Source organism: Pseudalkalibacillus hwajinpoensis, from assembly GCF_015234585.1.
GTDB classification, from domain to species: Bacteria; Bacillota; Bacilli; order Bacillales; family Guptibacillaceae; genus Guptibacillus; species Guptibacillus hwajinpoensis_B.
Genome location: NZ_JADFCM010000008.1, coordinates 1,294,164 through 1,308,619 on the forward strand (window position 1 = coordinate 1,294,164; position 14,456 = coordinate 1,308,619).

Consider the following 14,456-nt stretch of genomic DNA (forward strand, 5'->3'; position numbering starts at 1 on the left):
CGAAACGCCAGCCCTTACGAGGGCTGGCGTTTATTCATTCTATCTAAGGGTGTGGATGAACTTTTCTAAGCGATCCATACCTTCTTTTAGTACATCAAGTTTATAAGCGAATGAAATTCTTACATAGCCTTCGCCAAGTGATGAAAAGGCGCTTCCTGGTACAACTGCTAAATTACCTTCTTTTGCGAGTTTCATTGCAAAGTCAAATGAAGATAAGCCGAACTCCTGAATGGAAGGCAAGATATAGAAAGCACCGTCAGGCTTGATTGGAGATAACCCCATACCAACTAATCGATCATAAACATAATTCATTCGTTCCTTGTAAGCAACTCGCATCTCAATCGAGTCTTGCAATCCATTCTGTAACGCTTCTAGAGCGGCGTACTGAGATACTGATGAAGCACAGGAGACATTATATTGGTGAACTTTCAAGATATGCTGGCATAGTTCTACTGGGGCGAAGAGAAAGCCAATGCGCCATCCTGTCATAGCGTGAGATTTAGATAGACCATTGATTACGATCGTTTTATCACGCATGCCATCAAATTGAGCGATCGAAGAATGATCACCTGAAAAGTTAAGCTCTGAATAAATTTCATCAGATAAAACAAAAATGTTTTTAGCTTTAAGTAAATCAGCAAGATCGGCTAATTCATCATAAGACATCGCAACACCAGTAGGGTTAGATGGGGAAGGTAGAATAATGCATTTTGTTCGCTCTGTTAGGGCATCTTCAATTAGGTCGCGCGTCATTTTAAATCCGTTTTTAGTCGTATCGACGTGTACTGGAGTTGCTCCACATAATGTAATGATTGGCTCATAACCTGGATACACAGGACCTGGCAAAATCACTTCGTCACCTTCAGTGAGAAGTGTTCGAAGTGTAACGTCAATTGCCTGACTTGCTCCTGAAGTGGTAATGATCTCAGATTCAGCTTGGTAGTTAAGATTGTATTTTGATTGTAGAAAATTAGCTGCTGCCTTTCGGAGTTCTAGGATGCCGGCATTATGAGTATACGTTGTTTTGTTTTCACTAATAGCGGCTTGAGCTGCTTCCTTAATATGAGCTGGTGTCTCAAAATCAGGTTGGCCAATTGTTAATGAAATCATGTTCTCATAATCAGCTACCATATTAAAAAAAGTTCGAATCCCAGAAATCTCAATTTCCTTCACGCGAGGGTTTAATAAATGCTCCATAGGTCTGTCTTCCTTTCCGTCTCTTCTTCTCATAAACATCATTGTAGCATAATTTCTATATTATCGTCGAAATGAAGATGTTCTGTTGATAAAGACATGAAACCTCTGAAAATTCAAGTGTTGATAACTTTGGTAACTATTGATAATATAGGCTTTCTGACACTTATCAACAGATGATTTCGTATACCCACCCCTGGTATATTTTAAATACATGGGGGTATAGGTGCCACAGGTGGGTTACCCACAAAATTCTGTGGATAACCAATATTCAGATAATTTTCTTCTAAATTGGTCTTCGCTATCGTCTCAATAAAAAACAGATTCCCTATTAATAGGGAATCTGTTTTTTAAATAGCTGGAAGAATGCAATCGGTCCGATAAGCAAGTAGAGCAAATTGAAGCTGCATGCGCTGATCATATGCGTATATATCAATACCGGTGAGCTTTTCTAATTGTTTGATTCGATAGTTTAGTGTATGCCTATGAATAAATAATTTATCAGCTGTACGGTTAATGACAAGGTTGTTTTCTAGAAAAGATTCAAGTGTCTTCATTAGCTGAGCCTGGTGCTTTCGATCATAGTTAACTATTGGTGATAGAAGAGGTGAATAATAGGGTGAAAGATCTTCGCCATTTTCTTTTAATCGAATGAATAACTGATAAGCACCCAGGTCAGCGAAGGATAGACGATGTTCGTTTCGATATTTAGCAAATTGATGTGCAACCGTAGCTTCTTTAAGGGCTAGTTCAAGGTGTCGTATGCCTATTTTGGTCATGCTGAATCCAATGATAGAAGAGCTCGTTCCTTCCTTGAAGGGAATGGTGTCACCTAAGAGAAGCACAACAATATGATCCATCTTCCTCTTTATTATACCTTTCGTTCTTGTTTCGATTAATTGCTGCTGACAGTCTTCCTCAAGTTTTGTAAGGTTAGATGATGAAAGAACTGCGATTGTATTAGAACCGGTTAGATCATAGCCCATTTCTTTGCTCTTTTTTAATATCAATTTCTCGTCTTCGTAGGATTGGGAGAATAAAATATCAAGAAAATCAGCTTCGATCTGAGATCTAGTATCTTCAATGATACGTAGTTTTAGAAATTCAATCGCAAAAATATTAGCCGCATGTTTTAAAGCAAGGTGATCGAGTGCAGTGAGTGGTGTTGGTTTCTTGATATGAATTGTTCCAATTGCTTTTCCTTCGGTTTTGATCGGATAGAATTCATCGGTAGAATCATTTTGATTCGTGAGATAAGTCTCTGCTAAAAGAGCATTATCCGCATGATAAATTGAAACAGTGCAGTTTAGTAGTTTCGATAGTGCATCAGTGATAGCTGAAAAGCCAGCATTTTTAATAACAAGTGACGTTAAGTCATCCTGAATACGCTGAGCCTGCGTAAGAATGGAAAGTTGTTTATTAACGAGCTGTTCCAAAATGCTTCTTGTAACCATTGAGAAATTCATCGTTCTCGGAATTTCAAGGAGAGGTAATCCGGTTCGGTTGGCCGCTTCGATCATCGCAATCGGAACCACGTCTAGATAAAATCCAGTATGAATGGCAAGAGCAGAGAGCTGTCTGTTCGAAAGGGCATCAATGAGTTTCGCATAAGAATCGGATTTCTCGTGCCATCCGTATGCCGTCGTTATTAAAAACTCTCCTTCATGAAGCCGTGTCATATCTTCCATTACTTCCACGATTGTTAACCATTTAATATCTCGGTCAATTCCTTTTTTTCCAGCAATTAATTTAATTCCACTCATCTCAGGTAGCTGTAAGGCTTCTCGAACTGATAGTCCCATAGGCGTCCCTCCGTCTCTTCTTATCCAAAGCGTACAACAAAGTCAGAATTTTTTGTAGATGATGTGGGATAGAATTTTGGTTCATTTCAACATAGGCTATACATATAGACAAAAAAGTGAGGTGTCGATTAGGTGATAAGTAAAAGAACCCACTTAATAAAACCTTTATTAGGAATGGATTATGCCTTTATTTCTCATGGAAAAGGGATCTATTTATATGATGAGGATGGTCATGCGTTTATTGATGGATGTTCAGGTGCTGTGACTGCAAATATCGGCCACGCCGTTCCTGAAATTAAGGAAGCGATGGTAAAGCAAGCCGATCAAGTATCGTTTGTTTATCGCTCTCAGTTTACGAGTTCGTCTGCAGAGCTTCTTGCTGAAAGACTATGTCGCAATGCTCCAGGTGATCTGGACTGGGTGTTTTTTGTGAACAGCGGATCAGAAGCATTAGAAACCGCTTTGAAAATAGCCGTTCAGTATTGGCAGGAACTGGGTCGACCAACGAAGAACAGAATCATATCGAGGTGGATGAGCTATCACGGGATTACGATGGGTGCCCTTTCAATGTCCGGTCATGTCATACGTCGGAGTCGCTTTAGCGCGATGTTAGAACATTATCCAGAACTCTCTCCTCCTTATTGTTACAGATGTTCCTACAATGAGCACTGTCCGAATTGTTCAAAGCACTATGCGCTAGAATTTGAAAAAACGATTCAAAGACTTGGGGCAGAAACGATTGCGGCGTTTGTTTGTGAACCTATCATTGGTGCAGCTGGGGGAGCGGTTGTACCACCTGATTCCTATTTTAAAGAAATGAAAGCCGTATGTGAGCGCTATGATATTTTGTTTATTGCAGATGAAGTTATGACAGGAGTCGGGAGAACAGGGAAAATGTATGCAATGGAACATTGGGGTGTCGCACCAGATATATTAGCACTCGGAAAAGGAATGAGCGCAGGTTATACACCGATGGCAGCTACCCTTGTTTCTGATCGGATCATACTGGAAATTGAACGCGGATCCAAAGTTGTGCTCAGCGGTCATACGTTTAGTGCCAACCCACTCTCATCTGCTATATGTCTCGCTGTTCTTGACTATATAGAAGAAAATAATCTTGTGAAAAACGCCGAAGAAAAAGGAGATCTTCTCTTAAATGGATTAAAAGAGCTTCAATCGATTTATCCTTTTATTGGTGATGTAAGAGGTAAAGGGTTATTAACAGCCATTGAATTTGTTCAGGATCAACTGACGAAAGAGCCGTTCTTGCTACAGAATGAAGTAACAAATCGTTTTATCAGAAAATGCTATGACTCCGGTTTACTCGTTTACACGGCTGCTGGGGGATTGAATGGGATAGCGGGTGATGCAGTCATTGTGGCACCACCTCTAATCATTCAAGAAAATGAGGTTCATCTCCTTCTGAATAAGCTGAATCAAGCATTAGCTGAATTGGAGAAAGAGCTTATAATTGAAGGGATCTATAGTAGACGATCGATAAGCTGACGAAAGGATGAGAAATCCGTGAGAAGTAAAAGATGCGCATTGTCAGAGCTCGATCTATTAAGAGATAACATGACGATAATGTGTGGTGGATTTGGTGGAGTAGGTTCACCTCCTACACTTATTCAATGGATTCTTGATTCTGGTATTAAGAATATAACGCTCATTTGTAACGATGCTGGCTTCCCGTGGATCGGACCTGGAAAGCTTGTCACTGAAAAAAGAGTTTCAACACTTATTGCCTCTCATATTGGCTCAAATCCTGAAGCAGGAAAACAAATGCATAACGGAGAACTTACCGTTCAATTCTACCCGCAGGGAACGCTGGCAGAAAAGATTCGCGCTGGGGGGATGGGGCTTGGTGGTATTTTAGTAGACGTAGGGCTTGGAACATCTATTGAACGCGGAAAGGAAAAGACAATCGTTCACGGTAAAGAATATATGATTGAACCTGCTCTTACGGCAGATTTATCTATTATTGCCTGCAAACGTGCTGATCCATATGGAAATCTAATCTACGATCAAAGTGCACGAAACACTAACCCGCTTGTCGCCCAAGCAGGTGATGTTACTATCGCTGAATCTGTTGAAATCGTACAAACAGGTGAGTTAGGTCCAGAGGAAATTATCACTCAAGGTGTTTTCGTTGATCACGTCATTGAAAGCAAGGGAGTTGATTGGAAATGGGTATGGGAGCTGAAGCGAGAAAGTTAATTGCACAACGTGCTGCTCGTGAAGTCACGTACGGCATGATGGTTAATCTTGGGATCGGTATTCCTACGCTTGTAGCTGACTTTATTCCAAATTCCCTCGATGTCATGTTGCATACGGAAAATGGCATCTTAGGAATGGGGGGGAGTCCTGAGCAAGGTAAGGAAGATGGAAATCTATCTAACGCCGGGGGATATCCAGTTACCATTCAATCAGGTGCTTCATTTTTTGATAGTGCAGAAGCGTTTGGAATGGTTAGGAGGGGACATCTCGATTTAACGATTCTTGGCGCACTTGAAGTGAGTGGAAGAGGAGATATCGCTAATTGGATCGTACCTGGAAAACGAGTGCCTGGCATGGGTGGGGCTATTGATCTCGCTCAAAAAGCTAAAAAGGTGATTGTATTAATGAGTCATACGACAAAAGATGGGCAGCCCAAAATTGTCAAAGAATGTTCCCTCCCTTTGACAGTAAAAGAAGGTGCACACATGATTATTACAGAGAGAGCTGTTATGCGAATCGATCAGGGAGAGCTTTTTCTTCTCGAAGTGATGCCTGGTTATTCTGTTGACGATGTAATAGGCGCTACTGAAGCGGATGTAAATGTTGATCATGTGGGGAGGCGGACCTCATGAAAGAAGAAATAAACAAATGGATGATGCTTCATCGGGATTATGGGATAGAAATGCTTCAACGCTTTGTTCGTTGTGATAGCGTACAAGGAAACGAGGCAGATGTCCAAGAACTTGTTCAGTCAGAACTTCATCAACTCGGAATGAAAGTAGATCGGTTTACTCCTGGAGACGAAATCCTTAATCATCCTGCATTTTGTGCGAATCGAACAGATTTTACACAAAGCCCTAATGTTGTAGGTGTGTGGAAAGGGAAGGGAGGCGGTCGTTCACTCATTTTGAACGGTCATATTGACGTTGTCCCACCTGGAAATAGAAGTGACTGGGAGTTAGAACCTTATAGCGGGAAAGTAAAGAACGGAAGGTTATACGGTAGAGGGGCAACCGATATGAAAGGCGGAAATACGGCGATGCTGCTTGCCTTAAAATGCCTTAAAGACTTGGATCTTTCTCTAAATGGCGATCTGATATTTGAAAGTGTAGTGGAAGAAGAAAGTGGGGGAACAGGTACACTTGCGGCAATTGAACGAGGTTACCTTGCTGATGCCGCTCTTATTCCAGAGCCGACGAAGATGAAAGTGTTCCCTAAGCAGCAGGGATCAATGTGGTTTCGTATCACCGTATCAGGGCGCGGTGCACACGGTGGTACGCGTTATGAAGGAGTATCTGCTCTCGAGAAAAGCCTTTCGGTAATTAAAGCAATCCAATTATTAGAGGAACAGCGCAATAATCGGATTACAGACTCTTTATATGAAAACATTCCAATTCCTGTTCCGATAAATATAGGGAAAATTTCAGGTGGAGATTGGCCATCGTCTGTTCCAGATCAAGTAGTTTTAGAAGGAAGAATGGGTGTGATTCCTGGAGAAGAGCTTGAGGACGCAAAGCTTGACATGCGCCGTGCCCTGGGAGCTATTGAAGATGATTGGTTAACGGATCATCCAGTTGAGATTGAGTGGTTTGGAGCAAGATGGCTGCCTGGAGAAGTTGATGAAGATCATCCGTTAGTGGGCGTGATTCGCCGTCATTACGAAGAAGTCACAGGGAAAGATCTCGTTATCGAAGCTTCTCCTTGGGGGACAGATGGGGGATTGCTACAAGAAGTAGGGAATACGCCATCGATTATTTTCGGTCCAGGAGAGACAGCGGTAGCGCATTTTGCAAATGAATACATCGAAATTGATCAAATGATGCTTGCGGCAGAACTTTTTGTGCACATCATTCTAGAATGGTGTGGCCAGTATAAGTAGGAGCGGCTATGCCGTTCTTTTTCATGTGGTTCTTTCACTTTATATTTCATAACATAGCTTACCTTTAGGAAGGAGTTTACAAAAGAAAGAAGAACTACTGATTTAAGACATGAATGAGGGGGAGGTTAATGGGAGATAAGCGAATTGAAGCGGTTGAGCATTTTTATAAAGGGAGCGATTATATCTTTACCTGTACGTTTGATACATTTAATGAACGCATTCGTATTGATGTTTATGATGGAAGCGTTCAAGCAGTTATCGCTCATATTCAAGAAGTGTTTACGAGCGAATATTCAAAGTGCATTGTAAAAGTGAAGAGTGAAGATGTTTCCTCCTTTCTTTCAATTGGCTATACCTACGAAGGGAAGATTCGTTTCTATTTTTCTGGTAGTGATGCTCATCTCATGACGAAGTATCGAGCGAATTGGCGTCGAAATAGTGAGTCTTGGGTAGATGAAGACAAGTTATTAAAGGCTGTACAAAACAAGCCTCTTACTTCTCTCAAAGGAAACCCTCCTATGCGAATTGGTATTGAAAGTGATGCTGAAGCGCTAGCGAAATTATATCAAACTGTGTTTTCGGTCTACCCAACCCCAATGGATGATCCTAGTTACATTAAGAAAGCTATGAAGAGTGACACGATTTTTTATGTAATGGAAGATCAGGGAATAATCAAAAGTGCCGCCTCAGCTGAAGTGAATCGTACGTATAGAAATGCCGAGATGACGGATTGTGCAACCCTTCCTGAGTATAGGAAAGGTGGAACGATGCGTCACTTAATTCTTGCTTTAGAAACGGAATTGTTAAAGCATGAGGTGTACTATGCTTACTCGATCGCGAGGAGCCTTTCTTTTGGAATGAATGCTGTTTTTCATCAGCTTCACTATGAATATGGTGGACGTCTTATAAACAATGTGAAGATCTATAAAGATTGGGAAAATATGAATCTATGGAGCAAAACGCTTCTAAGAAGTGCCGAATAATCAGCACAGATAGATGAAAATCCGGCATAAAGGAGGACGTCTATGAGAGAAACGATCCCACTTACGGATGGAATGTTTGAAGCGATCCTAGAAAGTATTGACGAAGGGATTCATGTCGTTGATAACAGAGGGATGACGATCTATTATAATGAAATTGCTGCCAAGCACGACGGATTGCAAGTAGGTGATGTGTTAGGAACGCACTACCTAGAAGCATTTCCATCACTCTCCAAAGAGACGAGCACACTATCTCATGTGTTAACGACAAGAAAGCCGATTTTTAATAAAGACCAAACTTACAGAAATATGAAGGGACACCTGATCTCGACGATAAATACCACACTACCTATCGTTGTGAATGGGCACTTAGAAGGAGCTGTGGAAATTGCTCGAGATCTTTCGCGTATCAAAATATTGTCTGATAAGGTAATGGAATTACAATCTAAAATAAATCGAAAGACGGTCAAGGAGTTCGACAACGGCACTATCTATACATTTGAGCACATTCTAACGAACGATCCCGTTTTTATAAAGGTAAAGGACCGAGCCCAAAAAGCTGCCGTTCTTCATTCTCCAGTTCTTGTCTATGGTGAGACTGGCACTGGAAAAGAACTCCTTGTTCAAGCGATTCATAATGCTTCTAAGCGGGTGGGGCCATTTATTGCACAAAATTGCGCCGCCTTACCTGCATCGATTCTTGAGTCGATTCTTTTTGGTACTTCCAAAGGAAGTTTTACAGGTGCTGAGGAGCGTGAAGGATTATTCGAACTAGCTAATGGCGGTACTCTTTTTCTTGATGAGATTAATTCGATGCCCATTGATGTACAAGCAAAGTTGCTTCGGGTTTTAGAGGATGGTGTCATCCGGCGAGTTGGAGCAGGAAAGACGAGAAAAGTGGATGTCCGAATCATAGCTGCAATGAATGAAGAACCGGAATCTGCTCTTGAGGCAAAGAGGCTTCGTGTTGATTTGTTTTACCGTTTGAATGTTATTTATCTTAGATTACCACCTCTTCGAGAACGAAAAGAGGATATTTCTAATCTCATTGCTCATTTTATTAAGAAATACAACGATAAATTTCATAAAAACATAAGAGGAGTCGATCAGAAGTCGGCAACGCTGCTCTCTTCGCGTCACTGGCATGGAAATGTTCGGGAGCTTGAGCATGTGATTCAATCGGCCATGAATTTCGCAGAAGGAAATACATTAACCGTCGACGATTTTGAGGTGCTTCTTCCAGAAAATCAATCTCGTGTAACGGCACCACTCCGCGACGTTTTATTAAAAACGGAATATGATTTAATAAAACAAGCCATGAATGTCAGCCAGGGGAATGTGAAAAAAGCTGCAGAGCAGTTAGGCATCCCCAGACAAACATTACAATATAAACTTTCTAAACACCCACTAAGCCAGAGTGCCGAATATTGAGCACAGCTGGCTTTTTATTGTGGAAATAAATGAAGGGAGTGGATAAGTAGGGATCTTAGTTGTAACCGTAATAGACTTATCTTATAAGCGTCTTGATCCCATGATAAACCAAAAAGTAGGCTTTTTTGAAGAATCAATGGAGCTGGCACGCTACTTGCATAGTATAGGAGTAGATTATCTGAAGGGGGAATGTATTGTGCTGATGCAACTGTATAAGCCAACTCGGAATTGGAAGGATATTGAACTTTGGAAGGATGTCACGGAAGACAAATGGAATGATTGGATTTGGCAGCTTACTAATACGATTCGAACGCTTGATGACTTGAAGAAAGTAGTGAACTTAACACCTGACGAGGAAGAAGGTGTGAAGATCGCAACGAAAACCATTCCACTTAACATTACGCCATACTATGCTTCCTTAATGAATCCGGATGATCCGCGCTGTCCAGTTCGCATGCAATCAGTGCCTATTTCGCAAGAGATGTACAAAACGAAATATGATCTCGAAGATCCTCTTCATGAAGATGAGGATTCCCCAGTACCTGGATTAACGCATAGATATCCTGATCGCGTTCTTTTCCTAGTTACAAATCAGTGTTCGATGTACTGCAGGTATTGTACTAGGAGGCGCTTTTCAGGGCAAATCGGAATGGGGGTTCCAAAAAAACAGCTTGATGAAGCCATAAGCTATATTTCAAGAACCCCTGAAGTGAGAGATGTCCTTATTTCTGGAGGAGATGGGCTACTTATCAATGATAAGATTCTTGAATATGTGCTCAAGAACTTACGAGCGATTCCACATGTTGAAATTATTCGAATCGGAACGAGAGCACCAGTTGTGTTTCCTCAGCGAATTACAGAGGATTTATGTAACATTTTAAAGAAATACCATCCTGTCTGGCTGAACACGCATTTTAATACAAGTATTGAAATTACAGAAGAATCGAAGAAGGCATGTGAAATGCTGGCAGATGCGGGCGTTCCTGTTGGAAATCAAGCGGTTATTCTTGCAGGGATTAATGATAGCGTACCGATCATGAAGAAGCTGATGCATGACCTTGTGAAAATTAGGGTGAGGCCTTATTACATTTATCAGTGTGATTTATCTGAGGGGATTGGACACTTTCGTGCACCGGTTTCAAAAGGATTGGAAATCATTGAAGGATTAAGGGGACATACGTCAGGATATGCCGTACCGACATTTGTAGTTGATGCCCCTGGAGGCGGTGGGAAAATAGCACTTCAGCCAAATTACATGATTTCCCAAAGTGCAGATAAAGTTATTTTACGAAACTTTGAAGGGGTTATTACTTCGTACCCTGAGCCGGAAAATTATACTCCTGGTACTGCTGATACGTACTTTAACCAGGTTTATGAAATGGAGAAAAAACCTGCTATCGGCATTCATTCCTTAATGACAGATGAGCGGTTTAATCTTGTTCCAGAAGGCATTCAGCGGTTTAGTCGAAGATCTCAGTACGAAAAGGACGCAACACATAGCACGCTAAAAGATAAGCGCGATAAAAGAGATGTTATGAAGGAAAAGAAATTTAACGCAGAGCAGGAGAAATACAAAGGTACTGATAAAGGAGAGGAAACCGTATGATCTGTAAATGGTGTGAACAGGAGGGAGCTTTTGAGACGCTTGATAAAGGTTACTGGGAATTACCTGATGGATCGAGAGCGGTCGAAATTAGTAATTTGCCCTCTGTTCAATGCGGTTATTGCGGGATGTGCTATCAAACAGATGAATTAGTTGGAGACGTGGAGGAGCAATTGATGCTAATCGATACGACAAAACTCCCCTCCTCCTTTTCGTATAAAGAATTGATGAGTCAAGAAAGACTCTTAAAGAAAAATTATTTTGATCTTGATCGTTACCCGCTTTAATCCTTGAGTTAATAGCATTTTCATTGGAAAAGAAAACACGCAAAAAAAGTTATATCGGAATATTCTGAAAAATATTGATATTTTGACGATTCCCTCGTATAATAGAAAAAAGAGCTTCAGAGGGGGGAGAGCTAGCATGAACAATCATCATAAGTCGTATAAAGACAATATGAAACAACGTGCTATGAAAAAGAAACAGGAACAGGAAACGTTTGAGTTGGAATTGTACGCCCAATTGATCCTTGATGAAGCCGTGTTTACTTTCCAGGAAAAACGTTACCAACAATCCATTGATCAAGCTCTCGACAGAGGAGACAAAAAAGCATTTCAAGAAGCATCCAAGCAGTATGTAGCGTTTCTTCGTTCTTACAAACAGGAGCTTCATTTCGACTGAATAGAATGAGGCCAGTCTGGCACAAACTAGAGAGGAAGTACTTCTAAAGGAGTGTCACGATGGGCAGACAGAAAAAAGGAAATCCCAATGCACAGCGTAATAATAATGCAAAACAACAAAAAGCAAAAGCGATGCCATCCTATGCAGAGATGGAAGCAGAAAAGCTGAAAAATCCGCAAGAATAAAAGAAGGAGCCTTCATTAAAAAGGCTCCTTTTTTTATTGTGATCATTTTGTTATTTCGTTTATGTTACCATAAGAAAAGAAAATGGTTTATAGGGTGAAAGGAAGATCAAATATATGGGCCGATTAGTATTAATTGATGGATTTAATTTATTAAGTAGAGGTTATTTTGCCACAGCCTATGGAAAGTCTGAAGACCAGCTTTCGCAAACGCCTGAAGGGTTATTTACGAATGCTTTAAGGGTGAAGCTACAAAAAATCATTTCTCTTGTAAAGGAGTATGAACCAACGCATTTTGTTGTTACATGGGATGTGAAACGGAATGAAGTAAAGCGTAAAGCGCTCTATGAAGAATATAAAGGAACGAGGGAAGACCTTCCTGCACCACTTATTCAGCAGTATGAAACGGCGGTGAATTTATTTAAGGCAACAGGAATCCCGCAAATGAGTGTAGAAGGATTTGAAGCAGATGATGTAATGGGAACACTCTCCGACCGGTGGACAAAAGAAGGGCTAGGTGATTGTTACATTTATAGTAATGATCGGGATCTTCTTCAGCTTCTAAATCCTTCTGTTTCACAAATTATTGCGATTCGAAAAGAAGGCGATAGGGTATACACAGAAGAGCATTTTAAAACAGAGTATGGAATTACACCCGATCAGTGGATTGATGTGAAAGCATTACTAGGAGATAAGAGTGATAACATTCCAGGTGTTGCTGGGGTAGGGGACAAGGCTGCTTTACCGCTTATTCAGCAATATGGTTCCGTTCAAGGGGTATATGAGAACATTAGAGAACTAGACAGTAAATTTAATCGGTATCGTAAAAAGCTTATAGATGGAGAGGAGCTCGCGAAATTAAGTCTTGAACTTGTGACAATTGAGCGCGCGATTCCTGAGCTTGATGATTATTCATTTGCTAATTGCACGTTAGATATGGATTTAGATCGGTTTAAGGATGAGCTTGATCATCTCGGATTGAGAATCCGCATGTAGAAATAATGGTTGGTTAACATATCTTAAATAAAAAAAGCGCCTTGGATTGAAAAGGCGCTCGTTTTAATTAGGAATTGATAGAAGATAAGGACGTTTTTATCATTTGTTTTGCTGGATCGCTTTTCGCGCTAGCTCGTCAGCCATTTTATTTTTTGAGCTTGGAATCCATTTAATGAAACAAAGGTCGAATTGATCAACTAACGCCAAGCATCGTATTAAGTAGGGTTGATAACCTTTGTTTTTGACATATCTGCCGTCGACTGCACTACTGACTAGCTGTGAATCTGTGCGAACGGAGATTGTGCGGAACTGTTTATCTATACAAAGCGTAAGAGCGTGAATTAACGCTTCGAATTCTGCTTCATGGTTTGTGAGCGTGCCAAGCGGGAGAGAAGATCGAATGACACTTCCTTCTGCTTTAACGAAAACACCTGCTCCAGAGGGACCAGGGTTACCTGCGCTTGCTCCATCTACATACACTTCAATCATGTGCCTTTCCTCCCCTGTGGGCTGGTCTTGTTGTATTTTATCATAATCATGTTCGTAGAGAGAAGACATACATTTAAGGTAAAAGGAGAAAACTGTTAAGAAGGGACTGTGTTTAGGAGTGAAAAGTATGAAAAAGAAAGAAGTCATGATGGAAGTAGGGTTAATCCTAGATACATATTGTCAGGATTGCTTGCTCAAAAGAGTCAATCAACATGATTACGGTAAATGTCATGCCCAAAGGTTTTGTATTACCGAATGTACAGTTGGAGAAGAATTGAAGCAATTAGGTAAACATTTGACATAGGGAGGGCATAGACATGGATGTTATTGTGAAATGGAAATACAAAACGCCAAGAGGCCTTTCCTCCTGGATGACGTCAGACGAAGTGCCATTTAATGAAGCGCTTCTTTTGGCACGTGATATTGCTAAAACGGGTCGATCCATCGACCTTTACTTTCTTGATAATAGGGGAACGAAATGGTCTGTTAAGGAATTAGAAACATACATGACCAAAAAACAAGAACGACCAGCTTCAATTGAGGTTATTTTCGACGGTAGTTTTGATAAAGAAACAAAGAAGGCTGGATGCGGAGCGGTTATTTATTATTATGAGGGTAGGCAGAGAAAACGCATACGAATAAATAAAGCGATGGATTATCTTGAAAATAATAATGAGGCCGAATATGCATCGTTATGGTTAGGTCTTCAAGAAATAAAATCAATCGATGTTGAGGATACAGAGATCCTCATTAAAGGTGATTCCCAGGTGGTGATTAACCAGCTGGGAGGAGAATGGGCCGTGTATGAACCACTCTTAACGAGATGGATGGATCGCATTGAAGATACGCTACGTGATCTTAGACTTCAACCTGTGTACAAGCATATTTCTCGCGAAGAGAATAAAGAGGCGCATCGTTTAGCCAAACAAGCGCTCAAGGGTACAGAAATTAGTAGTTCCATTGAAGTTGATAACGAATAAGAGAAGCAGCGCAATGCTGCTT

General features: G+C 40.8%; 16 protein-coding genes. 13 read left to right on the forward strand and 3 right to left on the reverse strand.

What is annotated here, in order from left to right:
- Positions 1–39 precede the first annotated feature (39 nt).
- Together IQ283_RS18375 and IQ283_RS18380 are read right to left on the reverse strand one after the other, a co-directional pair.
- The gene (locus IQ283_RS18375; protein ID WP_194221533.1) at positions 40–1,197 is read right to left on the reverse strand and encodes an aminotransferase A; all 1,158 of its coding nucleotides are present in this window, start codon (positions 1,195–1,197) and stop codon (positions 40–42) included.
- A gap of 347 nt (positions 1,198–1,544) precedes the next feature.
- Positions 1,545–2,996 (reverse strand): PucR family transcriptional regulator, encoded by a 1,452-nt coding sequence (locus IQ283_RS18380; RefSeq protein ID WP_194221534.1) that lies wholly within the window; start codon positions 2,994–2,996, stop codon positions 1,545–1,547.
- A gap of 132 nt (positions 2,997–3,128) precedes the next feature.
- Here IQ283_RS18380 and IQ283_RS18385 point away from each other — a divergent pair, with 132 nt between their 5' ends.
- The 11 genes from IQ283_RS18385 (at position 3,129) to IQ283_RS18430 (ending at position 12,965) form a co-directional block, all read left to right on the forward strand.
- Positions 3,129–4,502: an aspartate aminotransferase family protein gene (locus tag IQ283_RS18385; protein ID WP_276511844.1), complete on the forward strand. Its 1,374-nt coding sequence runs from the start codon at positions 3,129–3,131 to the stop codon at positions 4,500–4,502.
- A gap of 18 nt (positions 4,503–4,520) precedes the next feature.
- Positions 4,521–5,213 (forward strand): CoA transferase subunit A, encoded by a 693-nt coding sequence (locus IQ283_RS18390; RefSeq protein WP_276511845.1) that lies wholly within the window; start codon positions 4,521–4,523, stop codon positions 5,211–5,213.
- Positions 5,183–5,845 (forward strand): 3-oxoacid CoA-transferase subunit B, encoded by a 663-nt coding sequence (locus IQ283_RS18395; RefSeq protein ID WP_194221535.1) that lies wholly within the window; start codon positions 5,183–5,185, stop codon positions 5,843–5,845. The genes IQ283_RS18390 and IQ283_RS18395 overlap by 31 nt, the downstream gene beginning before the upstream one ends.
- Positions 5,842–7,092: a peptidase gene (locus IQ283_RS18400; protein WP_194221536.1), complete on the forward strand. Its 1,251-nt coding sequence runs from the start codon at positions 5,842–5,844 to the stop codon at positions 7,090–7,092. Before IQ283_RS18395 ends, IQ283_RS18400 begins: the two co-directional genes overlap by 4 nt.
- A gap of 128 nt (positions 7,093–7,220) precedes the next feature.
- The gene (ablB, locus tag IQ283_RS18405; RefSeq protein WP_194221537.1) at positions 7,221–8,075 is read left to right on the forward strand and encodes a putative beta-lysine N-acetyltransferase; all 855 of its coding nucleotides are present in this window, start codon (positions 7,221–7,223) and stop codon (positions 8,073–8,075) included.
- A gap of 42 nt (positions 8,076–8,117) precedes the next feature.
- Positions 8,118–9,503 (forward strand): sigma-54 interaction domain-containing protein, encoded by a 1,386-nt coding sequence (locus IQ283_RS18410; protein ID WP_194221538.1) that lies wholly within the window; start codon positions 8,118–8,120, stop codon positions 9,501–9,503.
- A 196-nt stretch (positions 9,504–9,699) separates the two neighbouring features.
- Positions 9,700–11,109 (forward strand): lysine 2,3-aminomutase, encoded by a 1,410-nt coding sequence (ablA, locus tag IQ283_RS18415; protein ID WP_194221539.1) that lies wholly within the window; start codon positions 9,700–9,702, stop codon positions 11,107–11,109.
- Entirely contained in the window at positions 11,106–11,393 is a 288-nt protein-coding gene (locus IQ283_RS18420; RefSeq protein ID WP_194221540.1) for a YokU family protein, read from the forward strand. Before ablA ends, IQ283_RS18420 begins: the two co-directional genes overlap by 4 nt.
- A 136-nt stretch (positions 11,394–11,529) precedes the next feature.
- Positions 11,530–11,787, forward strand: coding sequence for an IDEAL domain-containing protein (locus IQ283_RS18425; protein WP_194221541.1), 258 nt, complete (start codon positions 11,530–11,532; stop codon positions 11,785–11,787).
- Between the two features lie 59 nt (positions 11,788–11,846).
- Entirely contained in the window at positions 11,847–11,972 is a 126-nt protein-coding gene (locus IQ283_RS24330) for a hypothetical protein (protein WP_255622402.1), read from the forward strand.
- A gap of 114 nt (positions 11,973–12,086) precedes the next feature.
- Positions 12,087–12,965 (forward strand): 5'-3' exonuclease, encoded by an 879-nt coding sequence (locus tag IQ283_RS18430; RefSeq protein WP_194221542.1) that lies wholly within the window; start codon positions 12,087–12,089, stop codon positions 12,963–12,965.
- Between the two features lie 99 nt (positions 12,966–13,064).
- Here IQ283_RS18430 and IQ283_RS18435 read toward each other — a convergent pair whose 3' ends face one another.
- Positions 13,065–13,454 carry a reverse transcriptase-like protein gene (locus IQ283_RS18435; RefSeq protein WP_194221543.1) on the reverse strand — a complete coding sequence of 130 codons (390 nt, stop codon included), beginning with the start codon at positions 13,452–13,454 and terminating at the stop codon, positions 13,065–13,067.
- 127 nt (positions 13,455–13,581) lie between these two features.
- Here IQ283_RS18435 and IQ283_RS18440 point away from each other — a divergent pair, with 127 nt between their 5' ends.
- Together IQ283_RS18440 and IQ283_RS18445 are read left to right on the forward strand one after the other, a co-directional pair.
- Positions 13,582–13,758 (forward strand): zinc-finger domain-containing protein, encoded by a 177-nt coding sequence (locus IQ283_RS18440; RefSeq protein WP_194221544.1) that lies wholly within the window; start codon positions 13,582–13,584, stop codon positions 13,756–13,758.
- A gap of 13 nt (positions 13,759–13,771) precedes the next feature.
- Positions 13,772–14,434 carry a DUF771 domain-containing protein gene (locus IQ283_RS18445; protein ID WP_194221545.1) on the forward strand — a complete coding sequence of 221 codons (663 nt, stop codon included), beginning with the start codon at positions 13,772–13,774 and terminating at the stop codon, positions 14,432–14,434.
- Positions 14,435–14,456 lie beyond the last annotated feature (22 nt).